At 66.9% G+C, this 25,742-nt stretch carries 22 protein-coding genes and 3 pseudogenes; 9 read left to right on the top strand and 16 right to left on the bottom strand.

Annotation, left to right across the window (positions count from 1 at the left end; genetic code table 11):
- Positions 1–63 precede the first annotated feature (63 nt).
- From NVV99_RS20115 to NVV99_RS20125, 3 genes and pseudogenes are all read right to left on the bottom strand, one after another.
- A pseudogene (locus NVV99_RS20115) lies at positions 64–492 on the bottom strand (alpha/beta fold hydrolase); the annotation flags it as partial.
- Positions 493–647: 155 nt separating this feature from the next.
- On the bottom strand, positions 648–1,118 hold the full coding sequence (locus NVV99_RS20120) for a rhodanese-like domain-containing protein (RefSeq protein ID WP_041803537.1): 471 nt from the start codon (positions 1,116–1,118) through the stop codon (positions 648–650).
- Positions 1,115–1,774, bottom strand: coding sequence for a TetR/AcrR family transcriptional regulator (locus NVV99_RS20125; protein ID WP_024102792.1), 660 nt, complete (start codon positions 1,772–1,774; stop codon positions 1,115–1,117). Before NVV99_RS20125 ends, NVV99_RS20120 begins: the two co-directional genes overlap by 4 nt.
- A 232-nt stretch (positions 1,775–2,006) precedes the next feature.
- On the opposite strand from NVV99_RS20125, the gene NVV99_RS20130 reads away from it, so the two are divergent.
- On the top strand, positions 2,007–2,942 hold the full coding sequence (locus NVV99_RS20130) for a metal-dependent hydrolase (protein ID WP_024102791.1): 936 nt from the start codon (positions 2,007–2,009) through the stop codon (positions 2,940–2,942).
- Positions 2,942–4,090, top strand: a complete 1,149-nt coding sequence (locus NVV99_RS20135; protein WP_024102790.1) for a hypothetical protein — start codon at positions 2,942–2,944, stop codon at positions 4,088–4,090. Before NVV99_RS20130 ends, NVV99_RS20135 begins: the two co-directional genes overlap by 1 nt.
- Positions 4,091–4,300: 210 nt before the next feature.
- On the opposite strand, the gene fadD5 is transcribed toward NVV99_RS20135, so the two are convergent.
- The 3 genes from fadD5 to NVV99_RS20150 all read right to left on the bottom strand — a co-directional run bounded on the left by fadD5 (position 4,301) and on the right by NVV99_RS20150 (position 7,971).
- Positions 4,301–5,899 (bottom strand): fatty-acid--CoA ligase FadD5, encoded by a 1,599-nt coding sequence (gene fadD5 / locus NVV99_RS20140; RefSeq protein WP_024102788.1) that lies wholly within the window; start codon positions 5,897–5,899, stop codon positions 4,301–4,303.
- A gap of 306 nt (positions 5,900–6,205) precedes the next feature.
- Positions 6,206–6,985: an enoyl-CoA hydratase gene (locus tag NVV99_RS20145; protein WP_260783003.1), complete on the bottom strand. Its 780-nt coding sequence runs from the start codon at positions 6,983–6,985 to the stop codon at positions 6,206–6,208.
- Entirely contained in the window at positions 6,982–7,971 is a 990-nt protein-coding gene (locus NVV99_RS20150) for a nitronate monooxygenase family protein (protein ID WP_006552461.1), read from the bottom strand. Before NVV99_RS20150 ends, NVV99_RS20145 begins: the two co-directional genes overlap by 4 nt.
- 253 nt (positions 7,972–8,224) lie before the next feature.
- Between NVV99_RS20150 and NVV99_RS20155 the strand changes: the two genes are divergently transcribed.
- The 3 genes and pseudogenes from NVV99_RS20155 (at position 8,225) to NVV99_RS20165 (ending at position 10,633) form a co-directional block, all read left to right on the top strand.
- The gene (locus NVV99_RS20155; protein WP_024102786.1) at positions 8,225–9,502 is read left to right on the top strand and encodes a TetR/AcrR family transcriptional regulator; all 1,278 of its coding nucleotides are present in this window, start codon (positions 8,225–8,227) and stop codon (positions 9,500–9,502) included.
- Positions 9,499–9,939: pseudogene (locus tag NVV99_RS20160) on the top strand (alcohol dehydrogenase catalytic domain-containing protein); the annotation flags it as partial. The gene NVV99_RS20155 and the pseudogene NVV99_RS20160, both read left to right, overlap by 4 nt.
- 217 nt (positions 9,940–10,156) lie before the next feature.
- On the top strand, positions 10,157–10,633 hold the full coding sequence (locus NVV99_RS20165; protein ID WP_006552464.1) for a DUF4334 domain-containing protein: 477 nt from the start codon (positions 10,157–10,159) through the stop codon (positions 10,631–10,633).
- Between the two features lie 66 nt (positions 10,634–10,699).
- On the opposite strand, the gene NVV99_RS20170 is transcribed toward NVV99_RS20165, so the two are convergent.
- Together NVV99_RS20170 and NVV99_RS20175 are read right to left on the bottom strand one after the other, a co-directional pair.
- Complete coding sequence (locus NVV99_RS20170; RefSeq protein ID WP_041803536.1) at positions 10,700–11,557, bottom strand: oxygenase MpaB family protein; 858 nt, start codon at positions 11,555–11,557, stop codon at positions 10,700–10,702.
- A gap of 80 nt (positions 11,558–11,637) precedes the next feature.
- Positions 11,638–12,387, bottom strand: a complete 750-nt coding sequence (locus NVV99_RS20175; protein WP_197539106.1) for a GntR family transcriptional regulator — start codon at positions 12,385–12,387, stop codon at positions 11,638–11,640.
- 130 nt (positions 12,388–12,517) lie between these two features.
- On the opposite strand from NVV99_RS20175, the gene NVV99_RS20180 reads away from it, so the two are divergent.
- Positions 12,518–14,053 carry an aldehyde dehydrogenase family protein gene (locus NVV99_RS20180; protein ID WP_024102782.1) on the top strand — a complete coding sequence of 512 codons (1,536 nt, stop codon included), beginning with the start codon at positions 12,518–12,520 and terminating at the stop codon, positions 14,051–14,053.
- A gap of 4 nt (positions 14,054–14,057) precedes the next feature.
- Positions 14,058–15,023: an oxygenase MpaB family protein gene (locus NVV99_RS20185; protein ID WP_024102781.1), complete on the top strand. Its 966-nt coding sequence runs from the start codon at positions 14,058–14,060 to the stop codon at positions 15,021–15,023.
- A gap of 97 nt (positions 15,024–15,120) precedes the next feature.
- Here the strand turns inward: NVV99_RS20185 and NVV99_RS20190 are convergent, their stop codons facing one another.
- The 5 genes from NVV99_RS20190 to NVV99_RS20210 all read right to left on the bottom strand — a co-directional run bounded on the left by NVV99_RS20190 (position 15,121) and on the right by NVV99_RS20210 (position 18,790).
- Entirely contained in the window at positions 15,121–16,617 is a 1,497-nt protein-coding gene (locus tag NVV99_RS20190; RefSeq protein ID WP_232238015.1) for an MFS transporter, read from the bottom strand.
- Positions 16,618–16,713: 96 nt separating this feature from the next.
- Positions 16,714–17,313, bottom strand: coding sequence for a TetR family transcriptional regulator (locus NVV99_RS20195; RefSeq protein ID WP_024102779.1), 600 nt, complete (start codon positions 17,311–17,313; stop codon positions 16,714–16,716).
- A complete protein-coding gene (gene recR, locus NVV99_RS20200) occupies positions 17,310–17,918 on the bottom strand; it encodes a recombination mediator RecR (RefSeq protein WP_019290261.1) in 609 nt (202 codons plus the stop codon). The genes NVV99_RS20195 and recR overlap by 4 nt, the downstream gene beginning before the upstream one ends.
- Positions 17,919–17,927: 9 nt before the next feature.
- Complete coding sequence (locus tag NVV99_RS20205) at positions 17,928–18,251, bottom strand: YbaB/EbfC family nucleoid-associated protein (protein WP_019290262.1); 324 nt, start codon at positions 18,249–18,251, stop codon at positions 17,928–17,930.
- A 104-nt stretch (positions 18,252–18,355) separates the two neighbouring features.
- The gene (locus NVV99_RS20210; protein WP_006552473.1) at positions 18,356–18,790 is read right to left on the bottom strand and encodes an SRPBCC family protein; all 435 of its coding nucleotides are present in this window, start codon (positions 18,788–18,790) and stop codon (positions 18,356–18,358) included.
- Between the two features lie 148 nt (positions 18,791–18,938).
- On the opposite strand from NVV99_RS20210, the gene NVV99_RS20215 reads away from it, so the two are divergent.
- Both NVV99_RS20215 and NVV99_RS20220 read left to right on the top strand, forming a co-directional pair.
- The gene (locus NVV99_RS20215) at positions 18,939–20,399 is read left to right on the top strand and encodes an FAD-binding oxidoreductase (protein ID WP_024102777.1); all 1,461 of its coding nucleotides are present in this window, start codon (positions 18,939–18,941) and stop codon (positions 20,397–20,399) included.
- Complete coding sequence (locus NVV99_RS20220) at positions 20,396–21,703, top strand: class I SAM-dependent methyltransferase (RefSeq protein WP_024102776.1); 1,308 nt, start codon at positions 20,396–20,398, stop codon at positions 21,701–21,703. Before NVV99_RS20215 ends, NVV99_RS20220 begins: the two co-directional genes overlap by 4 nt.
- A 93-nt stretch (positions 21,704–21,796) precedes the next feature.
- Here the strand turns inward: NVV99_RS20220 and NVV99_RS20225 are convergent, their stop codons facing one another.
- The 3 genes and pseudogenes from NVV99_RS20225 to NVV99_RS20235 form a co-directional block, all read right to left on the bottom strand.
- Positions 21,797–23,932 carry a 3-hydroxyacyl-CoA dehydrogenase NAD-binding domain-containing protein gene (locus tag NVV99_RS20225; protein WP_041803953.1) on the bottom strand — a complete coding sequence of 712 codons (2,136 nt, stop codon included), beginning with the start codon at positions 23,930–23,932 and terminating at the stop codon, positions 21,797–21,799.
- 35 nt (positions 23,933–23,967) lie between these two features.
- Positions 23,968–25,182, bottom strand: a complete 1,215-nt coding sequence (locus tag NVV99_RS20230) for an acetyl-CoA C-acetyltransferase (protein WP_006552477.1) — start codon at positions 25,180–25,182, stop codon at positions 23,968–23,970.
- Positions 25,183–25,504: 322 nt separating this feature from the next.
- Positions 25,505–25,711 (bottom strand): annotated as a pseudogene (locus NVV99_RS20235) (haloacid dehalogenase); the annotation flags it as partial.
- Between the last annotated feature and the right edge of the window lie 31 nt (positions 25,712–25,742).

Genomic DNA, 25,742 nt, shown 5'->3' on the forward strand with positions numbered 1-25,742 from the left:
CGAGGACCAGCCGCGCGAGCTTCTCCGGCTCCTCGTCGGGAATCCAGTGGCTCGTGCCGACGAGCGTTTCCCGTCGGTACCGCCCACTGACGTAGTGGGCCGTCGCGTCGACCCCGGCGGATCCGATCGCCCGCTGGTGAAGAACGAGCGCATGAACGCCGTCGGATGCGGAACGGACACCGCCGTCACGGTGCGGACGAGATCGGGACGATGCGCCGCGAGCACCCACGCGACGGCGGCTCCCCAGTCGTGGCCGACAACGTGCGCGCGACCACCGGGTACCGACTCGATGAGCGCCGCGACGTCGCCGACGAGCAGGTCGAGGCCGTAGTCACGGCGGCGGGGTGGTGGGGCGCCGGGCGAGTAGCCGCGCTGATCCGGGGCGAAGGTGCGAACCCCGCGGCGTGCAAGTGGGGCGCGACCGCCTCCCAGACGCCCTGTGCAACCCCTGCTGCAGTCGCGGCGATCGGCCGCGAAACCTCCCCTGAACAGGGGTTCGGCCCGGTGATTCGCTTTACGCGTTCTCCGGGCCGGATCTCTGCTTCACGAGCTTCTCTCTGTCGTCCGCGGACGTCTTATAAGCTCGATTCGCACCTTCGATGTTAGCTACGTCACAGTGCGAACGCAAGTCTTTTCCGCGACCCGGTTCAGACCGAGGCGAGGGGGAATCCCAGAGTCGCCCAGTCGTGCAGGCCCCCGCGGTAGTAGGCGAGCGCGGACGCGGGATATCCGGCATCGATCAGCTTCCGGATCGCATCGGGCGACTGAGGGCACTGGGGACCGTTGCAGAAGACGATCGTTGTCCGGGCGGTGTCGAGCTCGCCCTTCCTCTCGACGATGTCGTCGTGCGGGATGTTCACGGCACCGGGGAGGCTCACGCCGCTCCGGGAATCGGGCACCCGCGTGTCCACGAGCGCAGCGCCCCGGTCGAGCAGTTCGATCACCTCGAGTTCACCGACGGTCGCCACGCCCGCGGCCACCTGCAGTGGCTGCACCTCACCCCAGGTCGTCTCCACCACCATGCGGTCGGCTTCACCCTCCGCCGGGCGGGGAATATTCTGCGGGTCGCCGTCGCGTGTGCGATCGGCACGCCTGATCTGCTGCTCGTCGCTCGTCACGAACCGGACTCTACGGGAGAGCGGTCACCCTCCGCGGGGTTGTCGGGATCCCACCCGCGCTGGGCGAGGATCGCCGTCCCCATCCATCGCCGCAGGTAGCGGCGCAGATCGTCGTCGGAGCGTGGCGGCGTTCCCGGTGAGACGAAGAACGACTGCATCGTGCGCAGCACGTATTCGACCAACTCTGCGAGGGAGTCGTCGTCGTAGCCGTGTTTCTCCCAGTCGACGTCGAAACGCTTGATCATCGCCATGCCGAACATCCACGCCTCCTCCGAGGCGATCTCCTCGGGATGCGGGTTCGAGTAGGTGCTCGACAGCAGGATGCCGAGGTGCGGGGTGCGACGCACCTCCGCGAGCGTGTAGACCACGCCTTCGGTCATGGCCTCGACCGGATCGTCGAGGCCCGCGACCTGCCGGGTCAGTCGTTCCAGGAACCCTTCGACCGATGCGATGGCGGCCGCGCGCATGAGGGCGTCGGCGCTCGGGAAGTAGCGGTAGACCGTCTGGCGGATCACGCCGAGGGACTGGGCGACGTCGGCGATGCTGATCTCCGCGCCGGTCCGGTCGATCAGGTCGACGGCAGCGGCAACGATCCGCTGCGACGCCTCTTCGTCGCTGGCGGGAGGACTCCCGCCCCACCCACGTCTACGTGCCACTTCGCGCTTCCTCGAACCGTCGCCTGGAGAAGGCCCGACGGTAACACGGCCGACCTCGGTGGATGTGGTCCGAAACGGGCTCCCGTGAGTGGATGGGACTCCTATCATACACATGACGCATTTCGTGTATGGTCACGCCGATCGGGGCCTCCCGGCTCTTCCGAGGTCCTACCGACCGTGTCCCAACCAGGTCCACAACCAGCCCGGTGTCGACGAGACGAGGTACCGCCCCATGACGAACCTGCAGGTCCGCAAGATGCGCTTCGCATTCGCGGATTACGACGTGCCGTTCCTGTGGAACGAGGAGAACCCGGCCTTCTCGAGCATGGCCAACGCCGTCTCGTTCCTCGCGATCGGTTTCGAGAAGATGATCGTGAACATGATCCGCGAGATCACCCCGCGCATCACCGATCCCGAGGTCCTCGAAGAGGCCAACGCCTTCATGTACCAGGAGGGGCAGCACTCCACCGCCCACCGGCAGCACGTGAAGGGTCTGATCAAGAGCTATCCGGGACTACAGGAGACGCTCGACGACGTCATCGGCGCCTTCGACAAGCTCACCGCCGAGACCTCCGCCGAATACCGACTCGCGTACACCGCCGATCTCGAGGCGACCTTCACTCCGGTCTTCAAGCTCATGCTCGACAACGACGCGGCGCTCTTCCGTCCCGGCGACGACCGGGTCGCGTCGTTGTTCATCTGGCATTTCGTCGAGGAGGTCGAACACCGCAGTTCGGCGCTCATCATCTTCGACGCGGTGGTCGGCAGCGATCTGTACCGCATGCGGCAGGCCCCCTCGGTGTTCAAGCACGTGCTCGACGTCATCGCCATCGCGTGCGAGGGCTTCAACAAGCATGTGCCGCTGGAGGAACGGAAGATCGACACGATGTCGATGTTCGCGTCGCACCGCCGTAAGCAGAACCTGCGGCGCCGGTTGCCGTTCCTCCAGTACCAGGATCACGGCCCGATGCCGCGCGCCTTCGACGTCCTGCCGCTCGGCGAACAGCTCGTCGCGCTGGTGGGCATCATCCGCAGCCAGATGCCCAAGCACAATCCCGACCACGAGAAGCTGCCGGCCCTCGCCGACGTGTGGTTCCGTCGATTCGACGAAGGCTACGACGTCTCGCACTGGTACACGGCGGAAACCGTGGGCGGGAGGAACAACTGATGTCGGACCTGTGCTCGCCCACCTTCGAGGACCTCTCGACCCGCCTCGGATTCTCGTGCGACGAAGCCGGGGGGATCTTCGAACTGCGCAGTCCGTTCGCGCTGGAGAACTGGACGCTGCCCGTCCTCGAGCTGACCATCGTGCTCGGGGCGGTGCTGATGCTCGTGTACGCGATCGTCCGGTTGCGGCGCACCGGTGACGCCACGAACCTCGTCGTCTGGCTCGGCACCCTCGCGTTCCTGTTCATCATCGAACCGCTGCTGTACTTCCCCGACGCCTTCGGCGTGGAGGACTACCTCGACACGATGTTCGCGCACAACGTGTTCACCGTCGAGTTCATGTGGGGACGCCTGCCGCTGTACATCATCGCGATCTACCCGATGATGGCGACGATCGCGTTCGACATCGTTCGGATGCTCGGGGTGTTCCGGCAGTACGGCACCGTCGTCGGCGCCGTCTGCGTGGGCTTCGTCCACCACGCCTTCTACGAGATCTTCGATCACCTCGGACCGCAGCTGCGGTGGTGGGAGTGGTCGCTCGACAACCCGATCAACCAGCCCTTCTTCGACTCCGTTCCGCTCCCGAGCGTCGTGGTCTTCGCTGCCCTGTGGCCGATGTCGCTCGCATTCTGCGCGCAGTTCTTCGTCGGCCGGCACATCGACGCCGGTCGCACCTTCGGCGGGCTCGAACTGACCTGGCGCACGGCCACCGTCGGACTACTCGCGTCCGTGGGTGTGGTGATCCTCCCTGCGCCGGCGACCGTCATCGGCATGGGCAGCACGACGGTTCGGGCAACGATCTACGCGGCCGAACTTGTGATCCTGTCGATCGTGGCGATCTACGTGCTCTCACGCCAGTGGTCCCGGCTGCGGAGTACATCCACGGATCGGCCCTATTCGAACGACCTCGTCCGCTGGTACGCCGTCGCCTATCTCGTCGTGATGACCGTGCTGTGGATCGGCGCTCTGCCCGACTGGTTCTCCGCCGTCGACGGGGTCACCGAGGCAGGCGACCCGATCGGTAGCCTGTGGTACACAGTCGCATGCTTTGCGGTCGCAATCGCCTGTGTCGCTGCGACCTTCACCGTCCCGCGCAGGGCCGATACGAGCCCGGACGACACCGCGTCGAAGACGCTCACCGAGGCCTGACGAATTCGGTGGTGCCCGACGTTCCGCTACGACGGAAGCCGGCCCGCGCCACCGCGCGTCGGCCCCGTCGAGCAACCACCGGTCGTCGACCCTCTTCAACGTGATGACGAAGCGGGTCGCGTCGGTGCGTCCCTCCGGCACGACGACGAACGAGGACACGGACCGCAGTGGTCCGGTCCCCGTTCGTTCGTACGAGGAGTGAGCCGGGGATCAGCCCTGGGCGACGGCGGGGAGACCGCCGCGGAGTTCACCCTTGACGACCTTGCCGCTCGCGTTGCGCGGCAGGGCGTCGACGATCACGACCTCCTTGGGGTGCTTGTACCGTGCGAGGTGCTCGTCCAGGTACGGCTGGAGCTCGTCGAGGGTGAGGTCGTCGCTGCCGGGCTTCAGCGCGACGACGGCGACGGGCACCTCGCCCCACTTCGCGTCGGGGCGACCGATGACCGCGGCCTCGAGCACCTTGGGGTGCCCGAACAGGACGTTCTCCACCTCGGCACAGTAGATGTTCTCGCCACCCGAGATGATCATGTCCTTCTTGCGGTCGACGACGTAGACGAAGCCCTCCTCGTCGACGCGCACGAGGTCGCCGGAATGGAACCATCCGCCGTTGAATGCCTCGCTGGTAGCGGTGGGGTTGTTCCAGTACTCGCGCATCATGGTGGGACCGCGGTAGACGATCTCGCCGACCTCACCGGGAGCGACGTCGTTCATCTCGTCGTCGACCACACGCGCCTGGATTGTGGGGATGACCCGGCCCACGGAGCCGAGTTTGCGGATGGCGTCGTCGCCGTCGAGCACGCAGGTGATGGGCGACATCTCGGTCTGGCCGAAGACCGCCACGTTGAAGGCATCGGGGAAGGTCTCCGCCATGGCCCGCAGGATCGTGTCGGAGCTCGGCGCCGCACCCCAGGAGATGTTGCGCAGCTTCAACTTCCGCGGCTCGGCCTGCTGCGCGGCGCACATCGCCTGCCACTGCACCGGCACGAGAAACAGGCTGGTGACGTTCTCGGCCTCGAGCACGTCGAGCAGTTCCTCCGGGTCGAAGGCGCCGACCGGGTGGATGACGGTGGGCGTGCCGAGCATCAGGCTCGGCGCGATCGAGCCGAGGGCCGCGATGTGGAACATCGGCGACGCGCAGAAACCGATGCCCGATTCGTCGAACAGACGGAAGGCCCGGATGCAGGTGAGCGACTGCGCTTCGAGATTGGAGTGGGTGAGCACGGCGCCCTTGGGCCGGCCCGTCGTGCCCGAGGTGTACATGATGAGCGCGGGCGTGTCGTTCGGGATCTCCACCGGGGGGTGGGGTTTGCCCTCTTCGGCGACGAGTGCCTCGTAGGAGAGCGAGTCGCCTTCCGGCTCGACTCCGACCGTGATGGACAGTTCGATGCCCTCCGCCTGGCCACGCGCGGCGGCGGCGAGCGGGACGAGCGGCCCCTCCGCGACGATCGCCGTGGCGCCGGAATCGCCCACGAGGAAGGCGACCTCGGGTGCGGTGAGGCGGAAGTTCACCGGCACGGCGATGGCACCGAGGGCGTTGGCCGCGAGCACGATCTCGACGTACTCCGGACGGTTGAGCATGAGGATGATGATGCGGTCGCCGAAGCCGATGCCGCGACGCGAGAGTGCATCGGCGAGCTTCTCGACACGCGTGTCCAGCTGCGACCAGGTGATGGTCTCGCCGCGGAATCGGAAGGCCGTGCGATGGGGAATCATCAGGGCGTGGCGCGCCACCTGATTGTTCCAGTTGTTGCTACGGAAGCGGGTGGCGTCGGAGCCGACCGCTTCGGAAACGACAGAGGGGGGAACCATCGATGATCCTCTCGTGACGTGGCGGGAGTGCGGGCACGGCCTGTTCCGAGCCGTCGATGTGTGAGGCACATTACAGACTCGGAACGGTTTGGGCCAGAGCTTTTGTTAATGGAGATTCCACGAATGCGGACCGCCTCGCTCCAGGCGTCGTCGCCCAGCGAGAACGGGTGAAAGAGGCAGAAAACACTGGTCGAGCGTTGGTTTCACCGGACGGGAGCGGGTGTTCGACGAGCACGTCGGTTCCTGCTCCCGTCCGGAAAGTTCCTTGTCGATCCTCCTAGAACCATGCCGGGAAGGATCGTCCCGTCAGGCGAAGCGAGCGGGACGCTTGTCCAGCATCGCCATGGCACCCTCCGCGAAGTCGGCTGAGCCGAGGAGCTCGACCTGACCGTCCTTCTCCCGCGCGAGCGCCGCGTCGAGCTCGCCGAGCGTCGAGGCGTTGAGGGCCCGCTTCGTCAGTTCCAGGGCACGTCGCGGACCGGATGCGGTCCGCGAGGCGACGGCGTCGACGTGCGCGGCGAGTTCGGCGTCGGGCAGGGTGCGGGCGACCAACCCGAACCGGTCGGCGTCCTGCGCGGACACCCGCTCGCCGAGCAGTGCCATCTCGGCGGCCCGGGCCCGCCCGATCGCGGCCGGAACCAGCAGGCTCGCGCCGCCGTCGGGCATCAGTCCGATGTTGACGAAGGCGAGCAGGAAGTACGCGCTCTCGGCCGCGTAGGTGAGATCGGCCGCGAGGGCGATCGAGACACCGACGCCCGCCGCGGGACCGTTGACCGCCGCGACGACGGGCACCGGGACGGATGCGATCGCCCGGACCAGTTCGTTGGCGGTGTCCATGACGACACCGGGGTCCTGCGGATCCGCCGCTCCCGCAGCCAGGTCCGCGCCCGTGCAGAACGCCGATCCCTCACCGGTGGCGACGATCGTACGGACGCGTTCGTCGTCGCCGGCCGCCTTCACCGCGTCGCTCAGCGTCTTCATCGTGGTCAGGTCGATCGCGTTCATCCGGCGCGGACGCGTGATGGTCAGTCGCAGGATGCCGTCGGCGAGTTCGGACCGCAGGCTCTCGGTGGTGGTCGAGGTCATGCGCGCACCGCCCGATCTGCACCGGCGATGTCGTTCAGGCGACCCGTGATGATGGCCTCCGCCTCGGCGACCATGCGGTCGACCAGTTCTCCGACGGTGGGGATGTCGTGGATGAGCCCCTGGCTCTGCCCGGCCGTCCAGATGCCGGCGTCGAGTTCGCCGTCCTCGAAGACCTTGCGGCCTCGGGCGCCGGCGACCAGGTGGGCGATGTCGCCGAATTCGGCTCCGCGCGATTCGATCTCGACAACCTCTTCGCTCACCGCGTTGGTGGCGACACGAGCGGTGTTGCGCAGCGTGCGGAAGATGAGCTTCGTGTCGAGTTCGGTGTTGCGGACGATCTGCTCCTTGACCTCGTGGGCCACGGGCGATTCGACCGTGCACATGAAGCGGGTGCCCATGTTGACACCGTCGGCGCCGAGCGCGAGTGCCGCCACGAGCCCGCGGGAATCGGCGATGCCGCCCGACGCGATCACGGGAATGCTGAGCTTGCTCGTCGCGGCGGGGATGAGGATCAGGCCCGGAACGTCGTCCTCGCCCGGGTGCCCGGCGCACTCGAAGCCGTCGATGCTCACGGCGTCCACGCCGATGCGCTCGGCCTTGACCGCGTGCCGCACGCTCGTGCACTTGTGGATCACCTTGATGCCGGCGTCCTTGAAGTGCGGCAGGTGGTCGGCCGGGTTGAAGCCGGCGGTCTCGACGATCTTCACGCCCGAGTCGATGATCGCCTGGCGGTACTCGGCGTACGGCGGCGGATCGATCGACGGCAGGATCGTGAGGTTGACGCCGAACGGCTTGTCGGTGAGTTCGCGTGTCCGTTCGATCTCGCGGACGAGATCCTCCGGGGTGGGCTGGGTCAGTGCAGTGATGAAGCCGAGCGCTCCCGCCTCCGCCACGGCGGCCACGAGTTCGGCGCGGCCGACCCACATCATGCCTCCCTGGACGATGGGATGCTCCACCCCGAAAATCTCGGTGAATCGGGTTCTCACGAGTCCTCCTCGGTCCTTCGAAAAGTGCCGCTGTCGTGACGGTTCCGTATGCGCCCAGCGGTGACGCAGCTGAAGAATTGGTGCTAACTTTGCGGTCTGGGTGCTGGTTTGTCAATACGTTCTGCCTGCAGTTTTGGCCATTCTTACCCAAAAGTAGTGTTTCTCCGCAGGGGGTTCGACTGTTACCTTTGAGGCCGACGAACATTCACCGCGACATCGCGGCCGGCAACAGGATCCACGACGAGGAGGCAGGGTGCCCGAACGAGCGCAGGCCGGTGCACGCACAGCCGCCAAGACCGGCACCCCGACCCCCACCGTGCGGCGCCGGCCGAAGAACCGCAAAGCACAGATCGCCACGGTCGCGGCCGAGGCGTTCAGCGAACGCGGCTACCACGGCGTGAGCATCGACGAGATCGCCACTGCCGTCGGCATCTCCGGCCCCGCCCTGTACCGGCACTTCCCGAACAAGTACGCCCTGTTCCACCACGCCGTGGTCACCCTCGCCGACGCCCTCGGTGCCGCCCTCGCGGAGTTCGACGAGCAGAGCGGAGCGAACGCCACCGGACTCGCCGCCGCCGAGGAGCTCGAACGCAAACTCCTCGCGCTCATCCGCACCACGATCGAGAACCGCCGGACGGGCGGGTTGTACCGCTGGGAACGCCGCTACCTCACGGGTGAGGACCACAGCGAGATCCGCTCGAAGACGCGGGCACTCAACCGCCATCTCGCCCGCACGGCCGCGCGGCTGCGGCCCGATCTCACCGACGACGACTACGTGCTGCTCAGCAGCGCGATGCTCAGCGTCATCGGCTCCATCACCACTCACCGCGTTCCGCTGTCCAACCGGCGCCTGCAGCAGCTGCTGCTCGACGCGTGCACAGCGGTCGCGGCAACCGACCTGGTGCCCGACATCGACGAACCCGCACCGACTCCCGAGCCGGGCGGGTTGTCCGTGGCGAACAAGCGCGAGGTCCTCCTGCACGAGGCCGTGCTGCTCTTCGACGCCCGGGGCTATCACGAGGTGAGCATCGAGGAGATCGGTGCTGCGGCAGGTATCAACGCGTCCGGCGTCTACCGTCACTTCGCGAGCAAGGCCGATCTGCTCGCCGCCGCCTTCCACCGGGCCGGTGATCGCGTCGCGATGATCATCGGCGAAACGCTCACCGACTCGACGACCTCCGCGCAGGCCCTCGACGTCCTCACCGAGGCGTACGTCCGGATGTCGTTCGAGAACAGCGAACTGATGTCGGTGTACTTCGCCGAGATCGGCAACCTGCCCGCGCACCATCGCAGCGACCTGCGGAACATCCAGCGGCTCAACATCGAGGAATGGGCCCGTCTGGTCGGGGAGCTCCGCCCCGAGCTGCCCGCCGTCGAATGCCGTTTCCTCGTGCACGCCGCGCTCAACCTCGTGCTCGACACCGGCAACCTCGTGCACTTCCTGCCCACCCCCTCCCGGCAGCGCAGGGTGCAGCAACTGATGCTCTCGGTACTGCTCGGCGACACCGGTTCGCCGGAGGCGGTGGGATGACCCGCACCAGGGCCGCAGCGGTACTCCGCGAGTACGGTGCACCGCTGAGGCTCGAGACCGTGACCGTGCCCGAACTGCGCGACGACGAAGTGCTCGTACAGATCCACGGGGTCGGGATCTGCCACACCGACCTCACCGCCGCCACGGGAGGCGTTCCCGTCCCGAGGCCCGTCGTACCGGGACACGAGGGTGCCGGAGTCGTCACGGAACAAGGTTCGACGATCGTCGTCTTCGATCTCGGCGCCGTCGGCACGGCCGCGGTGATGACAGCACGGATTTCCTTGTGCGAGAACATCATCGGCGTCGCCCCCGATCCACGACGGCACGAGCTCGCGCGATCGCTCGGGGCCACCGAGGTCCTCTCCCCCGACGATCACGACGACCTCGGACGCCATCTGCGTCGCCTCACCGGCGGTGGTGCCGACGATGCGGTGGAGTCCGTGGGCGCCCAATCCGTGATCCGGCAGGCACTGTCGTCGCTGACCAGCCCCGGTGTCTCCTTCACGAGCTGGCCGCGCCGTGGCGCGACGGGCACTTTCCCGTCGACGAACTCGTGCAGACCTTCGATTTCACGAAACTCGACGACGCTCTCGCCGCTGTCGCCTCCGGCGAGATCATCAGAGCCGTACTCACCTTCGACATCCAGGGGAACACATGAACGTCGTCCAGCGACTCGAGGAACTGCGCGCCCGCACCGACCGGATCGATCCTCGCGAACTCGATGCCCTCTGGGAGCATCTCGCTCCGGCACGCCTCGACGATCTCGTCGGATACCGGTGGAAGGGTTACAGTTTCGACACCGGGCACCGCACCCACACACTGCTCGGCAGGTCGCGGTGGTACGGAAAGACGTTCGCGTCGGTGTCCGAGGTCCAGCCGCTCGTGTGCTACGGCGAGGACGGCGAGTTGTTCTCCGACACGAAGACCGGACGCGGCGAAGCGAGCCTGTGGGAGATCGTCTTCCGCGGTGAGGTGACGGCGACGATGGTCTACGACGGCATGCCGGTCTTCGACCACTTCAAGAAGGTCGACGACGACACCGTCGTCGGGGTGATGAACGGCAAGGGCTCGCTGGTGTTCGACGACGGCGAGCACTACTGGTTCGGTCTCGAACGCGATACCGCCGTGTGATCGTCGGATGGGAAACGCACCGTGGCCGGACGCGCGTCCGGCCACTCGGCGTTCTCGGCGGAGAGCTCAGATGACGTGTCCGTGCGCCTTCATTCGGCGGCGCATGTCGTTGAGGTAGTAGGTGGCCGACAGCTGTCGGATCGGCCTGGGCACCGCGCGGTAGATCGGCGGGACCACCTTCCAGAACAGGTCGAAGCGCCGCTGGTCGCGCGGGCTCCACGGCAGCGCGAATTCGTCGCGCATGCGTTGCGGGAGAAGACCGATCGTCATGAAGCGCTGCAGCGGCACGAGGGCGCGAACGGGAAGCGGGGCGTCACCGCCGGTGAGGAGATCGCGGGTGAACGAACGCACCTTCCGGTCGACCTCGAAGGTCGCGATCATCTCGTCCCAGTACCTGTCGAACTCCTCCCGCGTCTTCGGCCACATATCGTCCTCGACCTGCAGGGCCGTGCCGTAGACCGCGGACTGGCGGTAGATGCGTTCGATGTCGGCATCGGTGACAGGCCCGAACATCCGCCGGTACATGTCGACACCGTTACGGTACAGCGTTGCGGCGACCCACAACTGGAGTTCGGGATCGAAGGCGTTGTAGGTCTCCGAGCGCACCGGGACGTGCGCCTTGTTGACCATCCGGACGATCTGCTTCTTCTCCTCGGGAGTACCGAGCGTGACCGCGTAGACGTAGGTCATCGTGGTGCGCAACCGGTCGAGCGGCCGCTGCAGGGTGGTGCTGTGATCGGCGACGCCGTGCCCGACACCGCGCGATGCCAGCTGCAGGAGGACCGTCGCGCCGGCGCCGAGCAGGAGCATCGACTCTCCGACGAAGTCGGCCAGTTCGACCGAGCCCGCCGGAAGCGGAGCGGGGGTCGCCACCGGTTCGTCGGTGGTGACGGTGGGGACGCGCTCTTCGGCGTGGATCGTCACCGGAGGTCTCCTGATGGTGAAAGCACTGGTGCAGCACTGTCATACAAATTGCGCACACCCGCACTCAGATATGCAAGTGCCTATCCGGGAGGCGAATCGACACCCGCTCGCTCGCGGTGGGCGACCAGACGCGCGGCCGCGTCCTCGAACTGCACCAGCGTCTGCGTGATCACCTCGCTGTGGTCCTGCGCGGCGATCGCCTCGATCAGCTTCGTGTGCGATCGGATGGCGAGCATTCCCCACTCGGCGTCGCGCGCGTAGAGGCGGTACGGAATCGTGCGCGCGGCGGTGTTGAGGAACCACGCGAGCTTGGGGCTGTCGGCGATGCGGTTGAGCTCGCGATGGAAGTCGAACTCCGCGTCGGCGATCCGCTCGATGTCGGGTGTCACTCCCTCCGGGGCAACAACGAGCCTGCGCAGCCTCTCGCTGAGTTCGGACAGACACTCGAGGTCGGCCGGCGTGGCACGGTCGACCGCTCGGAGCGCGAGCTCGACGGCGATCTGCCCCTGCAGCCAGAAGATGTCGTCGATGTCGCCGCGCGTGAGGGGCGAGACCCGGTAGCCGCGGTTCGGGGCGGATTCGACCATCCCCTCCCCGCGCAGCGTCAGCAGCGCCTCCCGGACCGGGGTGACGCTGACGCCGAGTTCGACGGCGGTCTCGTCGAGCCGGATGAAGTCGCCCGGACGCAACACGCCGGACATGATCGAGCCGCGGAGATGACCGGCCACCTCGTCGGAAAGCTGCGGACGGCGCCGTACGGCCCCCTCCGAACGTTGGGATGCCGCAGCGTGATCCGCCGCTGTCCCGGGGCTACGTGTCGGTGCCGCCATCGTGTCTCCTGTAGGAATCCGGACAACTGCGCACGGGGGTTGTCCAATTGTCCCGCGAACGCCTAATGTGATGTCCACTACAGCTATCACATCAAATATATGTGATGTGGTTCACCAGGAAGTGTCGAACATGACCCAGAACCTCACCAGTCCGAAGAACGCGAAGAGCAGCTCGGACAAGGCATCCACGGCAGCAAGCACCGACACCTTCGCCAGCCTCGATCCCCGGAACGGCGAGGTGATCGCCGAGTATCCGGTCGCCGACGCGGCCGCCGTGGGCGCGGCCGTCGAGCGCGCCCGCGTCGCCGCGCGCTGGTGGGAGGCGCAGGGCTTCCGCGGCCGCCGCGACTGGCTCCTCGAGTTCAAGAAGGCCATCGCATCCGACGCGACCTCGCTCGCATCGGTGGTGGCGAAGGAGACCGGTAAGCCCTTCGGCGACGCCTTCCTCGAAGTCATGCTGGCGGTCGAGCACCTCGACTGGGCGGCCAAGAACGCCAAGAAGGTGCTCAGGCCCCGCAAGGTGCCCTCGGGCGTCGCGAGCTTCAACCAGGCCGCAACCCTCGAGTACAAGCCCCTCGGTGTCATCGGCGTGATCGGCCCCTGGAACTACCCCGTGTACACCCCGATGGGTTCGATCGCCTACTCGCTGGCGGCCGGCAACGCCGTCGTCTTCAAGCCGAGCGAGCTCACCCCCGGTGTTGCGAAGTGGCTCGAGGACAAGTGGAACTCGATCGCCCCCACCCAGCCGGTCTTCCAGGTCATCACCGGTCTCGGTGAGACGGGTTCGGCGCTCGTGCGTTCGGGTGTCGACAAGGTCGCCTTCACCGGCTCCGGCCCCACCGCCCGCAAGGTCATGGCGGTGTGCGCCGAGTCGCTCACCCCGCTCGTCGCCGAATGCGGCGGCAAGGACGCGATGATCGTCGCGGCCGACGCGAACATCGACGAGGCCGTCGAGTTCGCCGCCTTCGGCGCCTTCGGCAACGCCGGCCAGACCTGCGCGGGCGTCGAGCGCATCTACGTCGAGGAGCCTGTCTACCGCGAGTTCCTCGACAAGCTCACTGCCACCGTCCGGCGCGCGAAGCCGGGCGGCGATGAGGACTCCACCTACGGCCCTATGACGCTTCCGCGCCAGGTCGACATCGTGCGCAGTCACATCGAGGACGCCCTGAAGTCCGGTGGCAAGGCCGTCCTCGGCGGACTCGATTCGGTGCAGGAGCGCATCGTCGAGCCCGTCATCCTCACCGACGTGCCCGAGACCTCGGCCGCGGTGTGCGAGGAGACCTTCGGCCCGACGGTCGTCGTCAACAAGGTTCGCGACCTCGACGAGGCCGTCGAACGCGCGAACGGCACGAACTACGGTCTCGGTGCGTCGATCTTCACGCGCAACAAGAAGAAGGGCCGTCAGCTCGCCGAGCGCCTGCGCAACGGCATGGTGTCGGTCAACTCGGTGCTCGGCTTCGCCGCCATCGCCTCGTTGCCCTTCGGCGGCATCGGCGAGTCCGGCTTCGGCCGCATCCACGGCGCCGACGGCCTGCGCGAGTTCAGCCGTCCCAAGTCGGTCACGGTGGCGAAGTTCAGCTCGCCGCTCAAACTCATGAGCCTCGAGCGTCCGGAGCGCGATCTGAAAATCTCGCGAGCGATGCTCCAGTTCATGCACGGAAGGTGAGCCGATGACGACCACTCCCCCGCGCACTCGCAGCCGAAAGGCCGCCGTCGTCGCGAAGCCCGAGGCACGCATCGAGAAGGCCGGTACGTTCCCACCCCCGAACAGGGACCCGCACCCGAAGCGTGGGCGGATGGGCTGGGTCGAGGTGATCGAGGAGCTCGACCCGGTCACGCAGCACCAGGACATCGTGCGGATCACCGCCGGTTACGAGTTCCCGTGGGACTACCAGCGGTCGCTCGAGTTCGCCCTCTTCCGCACGTACTGCGTGCCCAGCATCTCGGAGTTGCTCGCCCGCACCGGCGAGTTCGAGAAGCGGCCGCAGAAGCGGTACGACGACACGGCGCTGCTGATGGCCGAGCTGGTCGAGCACGGCTACGACGCCGAGCGGGGACGCGAGTCGCTGCGCAACATCAACCGGATGCACGGCCAGTACTCGATCGACAACGACGACATGCTGTACGTCCTGTCGACCTTCGTGTACGACCCGCTCGACTGGATCGACCGCTACGGGTGGCGTCGCCTGCACCCGAAGGAGCGGCTGGCGTCGTTCTACTTCTACCGCCAGGTGGGCATCCGGATGGGCATCAAGGACATCCCGGAGTCGTTCCAGGAGTTCCACCGGTTCAAGCTCGAATACGAGCGCGAGAAGTTCACCTACAGCGACGACAACCACGCCATCGGCACCTACACGCTGCGCCTGTTCCAGTCGTGGTACCCGAAGGTGCTGAACAAGGGCATCGAGAAGGTCGTTTTCGCGCTGATCGACGACCGCATGGCGTCGGCGTTCGGTTTCCCGAAGAGCTCACCGCAGGTGACGGAGATCGTCGAGGGCGCGCTGCGGGCACGGTCGGCGTTCGTGCGGCGACTGCCGAAGCGACGCGTGTCGCTGTCGGCGGGCAACGCCACCAACCGGACGTATCCGGGTTACCCCCTCGGTTACCGTCCGAACGATCTGGGCGTCGAACACTGACGCACCGACAGACCTGGGGGACAGGAGGGGCGGCCCCGCATTCCGGTTTCACCACCGGGGTGCAGGGCCGTAACTGTCCGGGAGGAGCGGGCCGGGGTCAGTTCTCGACGGGCCGCAGGGCCTGCTTCGACGGGAGTGCGAAGCCCGAGACGAAGACGACCACGGCGCAACCGGCGCACACGAGGTAGGCGATCACGAAGCCCGCGGTGCCGATGCCGAGCCCGCCCCCGAGGGTGTGGGCCGCGAGCACCGAGGCGACGACCGCGCTGCAGACGGTGCTGCCCACGGTGCGGAGCAGGACGTTGACGCCGTTCGCCGCGGCGTTCTGCGACAGCGGCACCGCGCCGAGGAGGAGCACCGGCAGCGTGCAGTACACGAGCGACGTGCCGATCGCCGCGACGAAGATGGCGGCGACGACGAGCCACAGCGGCTTGCCGGGCACCGCGTGGACGCTGTAGCCGGCGAGCAGGAAGACCGCTCCGGTCATGATCGTGATCTTGGGTCCGAAACGTTCGGTGATCCGGGAGGCCACGATCGCGAAGATCATCATCGCGAAGCTCGCGGCGAGCTGGCAGGCCGCGGCCTGGAGGATGGTCAGGTCGTATCCGGCTCCGTGCCCGGACGGCGCCTGCAGCAGCTGCGTGGTGATGAGGGTGTTGCCGTAGAAGGCGAACCCGACGAGCAGTGCCGACAGGTGCGGCGCGAGGACGGAACGGCGGGCCGAGACACGCAGGTCGACGAGCGGGTTGCGGTTGCGCAGCTGCTGCACTCCCCAGAGCACGAACAGCAGCACCGACGCGGCGAACGAGAGCAGCACCGCGGGGCTCGTCCAGCCCCACGTGCTGCCCTGGGTGATGGGCACGAGCAGGCACACCAGGGCGGCGGACAGGCCGGCGGCGCCCACGGCGTCGAAGCGACCGCCGGTGCGGGTGTCCGATTCCGGGATGACGATCCACGCCGCGAGGGCGACACCGGCGCCGATGGCGGCGGTGGTCCAGAAGAGCAGGTGCCAGTCGGCGAACTGGACGATGGCGGCCGCGAACGGGATACCGACCGCGGTGCCGATGCCGAGGGTGGAACTGAGCATCGCGATCGAGCGCTCCACGTGCTCACGGGGCAGGACCTCGCGAAGGATCGCCATGCCGATCGGCAGCACCGCCGCGCCGGCGCCCTGCAGGCCACGGGCGACGATGAGCAGTCCGATGTCCGAGGTCAGCGCGCAGATCAACGAGCCGAGGGTCATAAGCGAGAACGCGATGAGGAGCATCCGCTTCTTGCCGATCATGTCGGCGAGACGGCCGAAGATGGGCGTCATCACCGCACCGACCAGCAGGGTGCTCGTCACCAGCCACGAGACGGCGGTGGTTCCGGCGCCGGTGAAGCCCGGCATGCTCGGCAGGAGCGGCACCATGACGGTCTGCATGATGGCCTGGAAGACGGCACCGACCGCGAGAACCGGGAAGACGAGATGCCGCAGGTTGCGCGTCTTCTTCTCCGCCGGTCCGCTCGCCTTCGTCGTTCCGGACGCCGAGCGCGTCGGCGCGGAGGCGGACCTACCCGCCACGTGCAGGCGCAGGGGGAGCGAGATCGACATCGACACCCCCTCTCGCCAAACAGGTAAATAGCCGTTCACCACATTAGGTGAACGGCTATTTACCCTCAAGAGTAGTGACCAAGGTCATTCGTGCCGCTAAGAACCGTCTCCGTCGAGCAACCGCTGGACCAGCGGCGCGTACATGGCCACGACTTCCTCGACCGTGCCGGTCGCGCGCTCCTGCATCATGCGGCGCCGCATGATCGCCAACCCCATCACCGCCGACATCGCCAGCTCGGCCCGGAGCCGGGCATCCGGCCCCGGCAGCCGCGCGGCGAGCGCGTCGACCATCTGCGCGGAGTAGTTGTCGCGGAGCATGCGGTTGCTCTCCTCGCTGCCCCCGCTCATGAACAGGATGTTCATCGACAATGGCTTGTAGGGTTCGAGCGGGCGGGCGAGCATCGCGACCATCCGCTCCCCCAGGCTCTCGAGCGGCCCGTCGAACAGCACCTGCGCGCCGTACTGGAAGTCGACGAGCTCCTCGTACAACTGCTCCTTCGAGCCGAAGTACTTGATGATCAGCGGGGCGCTGACCCCCGCTTCCTCCGCGATGTCCTTGAGCGTGATGTCGCGGTAGGGGCGCGTCGCAAACGCCTTCCCCGCAGCCTCGATGATCAGCTTCCGGGTCTCGTCGGAAGTCCGGCGACGCTTCTCGGGCTCACCCCGGTGCGATGCCTCCGTGCTGCGCACGGTCACATCGCCCGCCTCCCCGACAACGCTCGTCCGAGCGTCAGCTCGTCGGCGAACTCGAGATCGCCGCCCATCGGCAGACCCGACGCGAGGCGGGTGACGCTCAGCCCCGGGAAGTCGCGCAGCATACGCACCAGATAGGTGGCCGTCGCCTCGCCCTCCGTATTGGGGTCGGTCGCGATGATCACCTCGGAGACGTCGACGCCGTCCTCCTGGTTGCCGATACGGGTGAGCAGTTCGCGGATGTGCAGCTGGTCGGGGCCGACGCCATTGAGCGGGTCGAGCGCACCACCGAGGACGTGATAGCGCCCCCGGAACTCCCGGGTGCGTTCGATCGCCTGCACGTCCTTCGGTTCCTCGACCACGCAGATCACCGTGCGGTCGCGGCGAGGATCGGAGCAGATGCGGCAACGCCGCTGGTCGGAGACCGTTCCGCAGACCTCGCAGAACTGCACGCCGTCGCGGATCCGCTGCAGCGCCGCCTGCAGGCGGTCGATCTCGGGCGGCTCGACCGAGAGCAGATGGAACGCGATGCGCTGGGCACTCTTCGGGCCGACGCCCGGAAGCTTGCCCAGCTCGTCGATGAGGTCCTGTACCGGTCCTTCGTACAACGCCGACCTCTAGAAACCGGGCAGGCCGGGGATTCCGCCGCCGAGCCCACCCGCGAGCGGACCGAGCTTCTCGGCCGCGATCTCCTGGGCCTTCGCCGAGGCGTCGGCGATCGCACCGACCACCAGATCCTGCAGGGTCTCGACGTCCTCGGGGTCGACGACCTTCGGATCGATCTTCACGGACACGACCTCGCCCGTGCCCTTCACCGTCGCCGTCACGAGGCCACCGCCGGCCTGGCCGGTCACCTCCGCCTGCGCCATCTCGTTCTGCGCAGCGACGAGTTGCTGCTGCATCTGCTGGGCCTGAGCGAGGAGTTGCTGCATGTCGGGCATTCCACCACCGGGTTGCACGGCACGTCCTTTCTGCACGTTTGTGATGCCAGCCTAGTCGCCGCGCATCGGGGTGGACACAGACGCCGAGGTCGACCGAACCGGGCTCAGTCGACTTCCTTCTTCAGGTTCTCGAGCACCTGCTGCTGGATCTTCTTCAGGCCGAGCGGCGCGAACGTCTTCTCGAAGAAGCCCTTGACGCCACCGGCACCCTTCCACTGAGTGAGCACGACGACCGTCGAACCCGTCCCGTTCGGCACGACGCTGTAGGTCGTCACGAGCGTCGAGTTCGCGTCCGTCTCCGTGACGGTACTGCCCTTCACCGACACGGTGGCCTGCACGTCGCGCTGACGCTTCTCCGTGGCCTGGAGGATCCAGTGCACGACGGTGCCGTCGCCGCGACCACCGGAGATCACGCGGTAGTCGCGGTAGTGCTCGGTGAGGATGCGCGGGCGCACGGTCTCGTAGTCGGCCAGGGCGGTGAGCACCACCTCGGGAGCTGCCGCCAACTGGATCGAACTGCTTGCGCTGACCTGTGCCATGAACGACTCCTTCTGCTTCTTCCGCGCTGATGCGGGCTCGAATGTGCCTGTGACGACAGCATCCATCCTGCCCTGCGCGTTCCGGGACGGATGCGACCGCCGGGTCTATTGTGGACGTGCCACTGATGCGCCGCTCCGGAGGAGTCGAATGCAGATGCCGAGATCGTCAGGTGTGAAGGTCCCGTACGGGGAGGCGGTACACCGCCAGGGTGTAGACCGCCTGCTGCGCTCGTACAGCGCGATTCCGGCCGACGCGCCCGTGCGACTCGCGAAGAAGACGTCGAACCTCTTCCGGGCACGCGCCGCGGCGAACGCGCCGGGGCTCGACGTCTCCGGTCTCGGCGGTGTCATCTCCGTCGACCCGCAGGCCCGCACCGCCGACGTCGCCGGCATGTGCACCTACGAGGACCTCGTCGACGCGACCCTGCCCTACAGCCTCGCACCGTTGGTCGTCCCACAGCTGAAGACGATCACGCTCGGCGGCGCCGTCACCGGGCTCGGCATCGAGTCGACGTCCTTCCGCAACGGCCTCCCCCACGAGTCCGTGCTCGAGATGGACATCCTGACCGGGTCCGGCGAGATCATCACGGCCCGTCCGGAGGGTGAGCACGCCGATCTGTTCCACGGCTTCCCCAACTCGTACGGTTCGCTCGGGTACGCCACGCGCCTGCGCATCGCACTCGAACCGGTGAAACGTTTCGTCGCACTGCGTCACCTGCGTTTCGACACGATCGCCGATCTGCAGTCCGCCCTCGCGCGGATCGTCGACGAACGGACCTGGGACGGCACACCGGTCGACTATCTCGACGGTGTCGTCTTCTCCGCGACCGAGAGCTACCTGACGCTCGGCACACAGACCGACGAGCCGGGTCCCGTCAGCGATTACACCGGGCAGGACATCTACTACCGGTCGATCCAGCACGTCTCCGTCAACCGCCCCAAGGAGGATCGGCTCACGATCCGCGACTATCTGTGGCGGTGGGACACCGACTGGTTCTGGTGCTCCCGGGCTTTCGGCGCCCAGAACCCGAAGATCCGCCGGATGTGGCCGAAGCAGTTGCTGCGCAGCAGTTTCTACTGGAAGCTCATCGCGCTCGACCACAAGTATTCGGTGGCCGACCGGATCGAGGCACGCAAGGGCAATCCACCCCGCGAGCGCGTCGTGCAGGACATCGAGGTCCCGCTCGAACGCACGCAGGAGTTCGTCGAGTGGTTCCTCGACGAAATTCCCATCGAGCCGATCTGGTTGTGCCCCTTGAAGTTGCGCGACATCGAGTCGTCCCCGGACGCCGGCCGTCCGAGCACCTCGGACGCCCAGCGCCCCTGGCCGCTGTACCCGCTCGAGCCGAAGCGCGCCTATGTGAACGTCGGGTTCTGGTCGTCCGTTCCCATCGTGCCCGGCGCCGAGGAGGGCGCCGCCAACCGGCTGATCGAGAAGAAGGTCGCCGAACTCGACGGGCACAAATCGCTCTACTCGGACTCCTACTACTCGAAGGACGAGTTCGAGAAGCTCTATTACGGCGGCGGTGAGTACCCCGCTCTCAAGCAGAAATACGACCCTCGGTCCCGTCTACTGGACCTGTTTTCGAAGGCGGTGCAACGAAAGTGACCATATTCAAGACCGAGAACGATCGGTCCACCGAGGACAAGCTCGCACTCGCCCAGATCGTGGAGATCGTGACCGGCGGCGACATGCCGTTGCGCTTCACGGCCTACGACGGATCGGCGGCCGGTCCCGAGGACTCTCCCTACGGTCTACATCTCGCGTCGCCCAAGGGCGCGACGTACATCGCCACGGCCCCCGGCGATCTGGGTATGGCACGGGCGTACATCTCGGGCGATCTCCAGGCGAAGGGAGTGCATCCCGGCAACCCCTACGAGTTGCTCGCCTCGCTCGGCGACCTGCACTTCGAGCGTCCCCCGGCACGTATCCTCGCGCAGATCGCCCGGTCGCTCGGCACCGAACTGCTCAAGCCGATCGCACCGCCGCCGCAGGAGCACCTGCCGCGCTGGCGCCGCATCGCCGAGGGTCTGCGGCACTCGAAATCGCGCGACGCCGAGGTCATCCATCACCACTACGACGTGTCCAACGAGTTCTACGAGTACGTTCTCGGTCCCTCGATGACGTACACCTGCGCCGTCTTCGAATCCGAGAATCAGAGCCTCGAGGACGCCCAGGAGAACAAGTACCGTCTGGTCTTCGAGAAGCTGCGGTTGAAGCCGGGCGACCGCCTGCTCGACATCGGTTGCGGCTGGGGCGGGATGGTGCGTTACGCCGCTCGGCGCGGTGTGAAGGCCCTCGGCGTGACGCTCTCCAAGGAGCAGGCAGAATGGGCGCAGAAGGCCATCGTCGAGGAGGGCCTGAGCGACCTGGCGGAGGTCCGGCACTCCGACTACCGCGACGTGCCCGAGGAAGGATTCGACGCCATCTCGTCGATCGGCCTGACCGAGCACATCGGTGTCGCCAACTATCCGGCCTACTTCCGGTTCCTCCACGGCAAACTGCGGGTGGGCGGTCTGCTGCTCAACCACTGCATCACCCGGCCGACCAACAACACCCGCGCCAAGGCCGGCGGGTTCATCGACCGGTACGTCTTCCCCGACGGGGAGCTCACCGGTTCGGGTCGCATCATCACCGAGGCGCAGAACATCGGCTTCGAGGTGATGCACGAGGAGAACCTGCGCGAGCACTACGCCCTGACGCTGAAGGGCTGGTGCGAGTACCTCGAGAAGCACTGGCAGGCCTGCGTCGCCGAGGTCGGTGAGGGCACGGCCCGCCTGTGGGGCCTGTACATGGCAGGCTCGCGCCTCGGCTTCGAACGCAACGTGGTCCAGCTGCACCAGGTGCTCGCGGTCAAGCTCGGCGACGACAAGAAGCCGCAGACGCCGCTGCGCCCCTGGTGGGTCGCCTAGCCGACCTCATCGGCACGAAAACAGAAGAGCGCGAACGGGAAGGGCTCCCGACGCCGTGGCGTCGGGAGCCCTTCCGTGCAACCGTCGTGTGCGTCAGCTGCGCAGCGACGCCGGCGGGTTGAAGCGCTCGCCGTACTTGGCGGCGAGTTCCTCGGCGCGCTTGACGAAGCCTTCCTTGCCACCCGGGTAGCCGACGATGTACTGAGCGACACCACCGGTCCAGGCCGGGAAGCCGATGCCGAAGATCGAGCCGATGTTGGCGTCGGCGGTGGTCTCGAGAACACCCTCGTCGAAGCACTTCTGGGTCTCGATCGCCTCGGCGAAGAGCATGCGGTCGATCAGATCCTGCAGCGGCACATCGAGGGTCGCCTCGGTCTTGAAGTGATCGCGCACACCCTGCCAGATGCCCTGACGCTTGCCGTTCTCGTCGTACTCGTAGAAGCCGGCCTTCTCGAGACGACCCGGACGACCCTGCTCGACCATCCAGTCGACCACGTCGAGTGCGGGATGACGCGTGGTGCCGAGCTTGGTGTCGCCCTGCTTGGCGGCCTCCTCGGATTCCTTCGCGATCTTCTGCATGAGCTTCATGTTCAGCTCGTCGGTCAGCTGCAGCGGCGGAGCCGGGTAACCCGCCTGCGAACCGGCCTGCTCGATGGTCGCGGGCTCGATGCCCTCGCCGAGCATGGCGATGGCCTCGTTGACGAAGGTGCCGATCACACGCGAAGTGAAGAAGCCGCGACTGTCGTTGACGACGATCGGAGTCTTGCGGATCGCGAGCGTGTAGTCGAACACGCGGGCCAGGGCCTCGTCGGAGGTCTTCTCACCCTTGATGATCTCGACCAGAGGCATCTTGTCGACCGGCGAGAAGAAGTGGATACCGATGAAGTCCTCGGGACGCTTGACGCCGGTCGCGAGACCGGTGATGGGCAGCGTCGAGGTGTTCGAGCCGAGCAGCGCGTCGGGATCGACGATGTCTTCGATCTCCTGGAACACCTTGTGCTTGAGCTCGGTGTTCTCGAACACTGCCTCGATGACGAAGTCGACGCCCGTGAAGTCGGCGGGGTCGGCCGTCGGCGTGATGCGGTCGAGCAGAGCCTTCGACTTCTCCTCGGTGGTCTTGCCACGCGAGAGAGCCTTGGCCTCGATCTTCTCCGAGTAGTTCTTGCCACGCTCGGCGGCCTCGAGGGTGACGTCCTTGAGGACGACCTCGTAACCGGCCTTGGCGGAGACGTAGGCGATGCCGGCGCCCATCATGCCCGCACCGAGAACGCCGATCTTCTTGATCTCGCGCTTCGGCACGTCCTTCGGACGCGAAGCGCCCGAGTTGATGGACTGCATGTCGAAGAAGAACGCCTGGATCATGTTCTTCGCGACCTGGCCGGTGGCGAGTTCGACGAAGTACCGCGACTCGATGGTCGACGCATTGTCGAAGTCCACCTGCGAGCCCTCGACGGCGGCGGCCATGATGGCGCGCGGAGCCGGCATCGGGGCGCCCTTGATCTGCTTGCGCAGGTTCGCGGGGAAGGCCGGGAGGTTCGCGGCGAAGGCCGGGCTGGAAGGGGTGCCGCCGGGGATCTTGTAGCCCTTGACATCCCACGGCTGGATGCCGCCCTCGGGGTTGGCCTTGATCCATTCCTTGGCGGCCGGAACGAGTTCCTCGACGCTACCCACGACGTCGTGGACCAGGCCGATCTCCTTGGCCTTGACCGCGTTGTACTTGTTGCCCTGCAGCAGAACCGAGAGCAGCGCCGTCTGGATGCCGAGCAGGCGCACGGTGCGGGTGATGCCACCGCCACCGGGGAGCAGGCCGAGGCTGACCTCGGGCAGACCGATCTGCACGCCCTTGACATCGGCAGCGATGCGGCGATGTGTCGCGAGGGCGATTTCGAGGCCGCCACCGAGAGCCGCGCCGTTGATGGCGGCGACGACGGGCTTACCGAGGGTCTCGAGACGACGCAGGTCGGCCTTGATGCCCTGAACCTCGTCGAACGCGACCTGCGCGTCGTCGGGGCCGATCGCGATGATGTTGCGCAGGTCGCCGCCGGCGAAGAAGGTCTTCTTCGCGGAGGTGATCACCACACCGGTGATGGAGTCCTGCTCCTCGTACAGACGGTCGACGGTGGCCTTCATCGACGCCTTGTACAGCTCGTTCATCGTGTTGGCGCCCTGGTTCGGATCGTCGAGTGTCAGCACAACGATGCCGTCGGCGTCCTTATCCCAGGAAATCATGTTGTCGCTCACTGTTTTTCGAATTCCTTCCGGTGTCAGACGCGCTCGATGATGGTGGCCACACCCATGCCGCCACCGATGCACAGGGTGACGAGGGCGCGCTTGGCTCCGCGGCGCTCGAGCTCGTCGATCATGGTGCCGGTGATCATGGCGCCGGTGGCGCCGAGCGGGTGGCCCATCGCGATGGCGCCGCCGTTGACGTTGAGCTTCTCGTCCGGGATGTTCAGGTCCTTCTGGAACTTCAGGACGACGGAGGCGAACGCCTCGTTGATCTCGAACAGGTCGATGTCGTCGACCGTCAGGCCCGCCGAAGCGAGAACCTTGTGCGCGGCCGGCGTGGGGCCGGTGAGCATGATCGTCGAGTCGGCACCGGAGGTGGCCGTGGCGACGACGCGGGCACGCGGGGTCAGACCGAGGTCCTTGCCGGCCTGCTCGGAACCGACGAGCACGAGTGCCGCGCCGTCGACGATGCCCGAGCTGTTGCCGCCGTGGTGGACGTGATCGATCTTCTCGACGAAGTGGTACTTCTGCTGCGCCACGGCGTCGAAGCCGCCCATCTCACCGATGGTCGCGAACGACGGCTGCAGCTTGGCCAGACCCTCGAGGGTCGTGTCCGGACGCATGTGCTCGTCCTGATCGAGGATGGTCAGGCCGTTCTGGTCCTTGACCGGCACGACCGACTTGGAGAAGTAGCCGCCCGACCAGGCTGCCGCCGCGAGCTGCTGCGAACGCAGTGCGTAGGCGTCGACGTCCTCGCGGGTGAAGCCCTCGATGGTCGCGATGAGATCGGCGGAGATGCCCTGGGGAACCAGGTAGCTGTCGTAGTTGGTGGCGGGATCGAGCATCCACGCGCCACCGTCGGAGCCCATGGAGACACGCGACATGGACTCGACGCCGCCGGCGAGAACGAGCTCGTCCCAGCCGGAGCGGACCTTCTGCGCAGCCATGTTGACGGCCTCGAGGCCCGACGCGCAGAACCGGTTGATCTGCACGCCGCCCGTGGTGGCCGGCAGGTTCGCGATGGTGACAGCGGTGCGTGCGATGTCGGCACCCTGATCGCCGACGGGGCTGACGACACCGAGGATCAGGTCGGAGATACGGTTCTCGTCGAGATCGGGGAATCGAACACGCAGCTCGTCGATCAGGCCCGTAACCAGGGAGATCGGCTTGACGGAGTGCAAAGAGCCCGTCTTCTTGCCTCGGCCGCGTGGTGTTCGGATGGCTTCATAGATGAATGCCTCGGTGGTCACAGTGCGCAGGTTCCTTCCCGTGCTTGCGGAGCGACAGCACCCACGGCCCTGCAGAGGGCCGCCGTGCCCAACCTCTCCTACGATAGAAGCGGGCACCCCTCGGCCGTAAGGACCGAAGCGATCGGTGTCCGTGACCGAACCGAACGTCCGCAAACCCCTTACGGGACCACCGCCGCCCGCAGGCGCGGCGCCGCATACAGGACTTCTCGCAGCGCATCGAGGGGGACGGGGGTGCCGACGAGCCCGCGAGCACGAGGCGCCCGCCCACATCGAGGCGCGACACCAGCGACGCGATCGCATCCGCCGAACCCGAGAAGTCGAGACGGACGTCGTCGGTACCCGTGCGCAGCAGGGCGGTGAGGATCATGTCGGGGTAGGGGCATCCGCGACCGGCGTCGGCGGGTGTGAGAGCGAGGTCGGCGAGGTCGTGCCAGCCGAGTACATCGAGCAGCCTGACCTGGGTGGATCGGCTGAATGCTGTGGTGCGTACGACTTTCACGCCGGCCTCACGCAGCTGCGTGATCGCCTTGCCGGTGCCCGTGCCGGGGGCGGCGGCGACG

The organism is Rhodococcus sp. PAE-6 (assembly GCF_025290685.1).
Taxonomy (GTDB): domain Bacteria; phylum Actinomycetota; class Actinomycetes; order Mycobacteriales; family Mycobacteriaceae; genus Rhodococcus; species Rhodococcus pyridinivorans.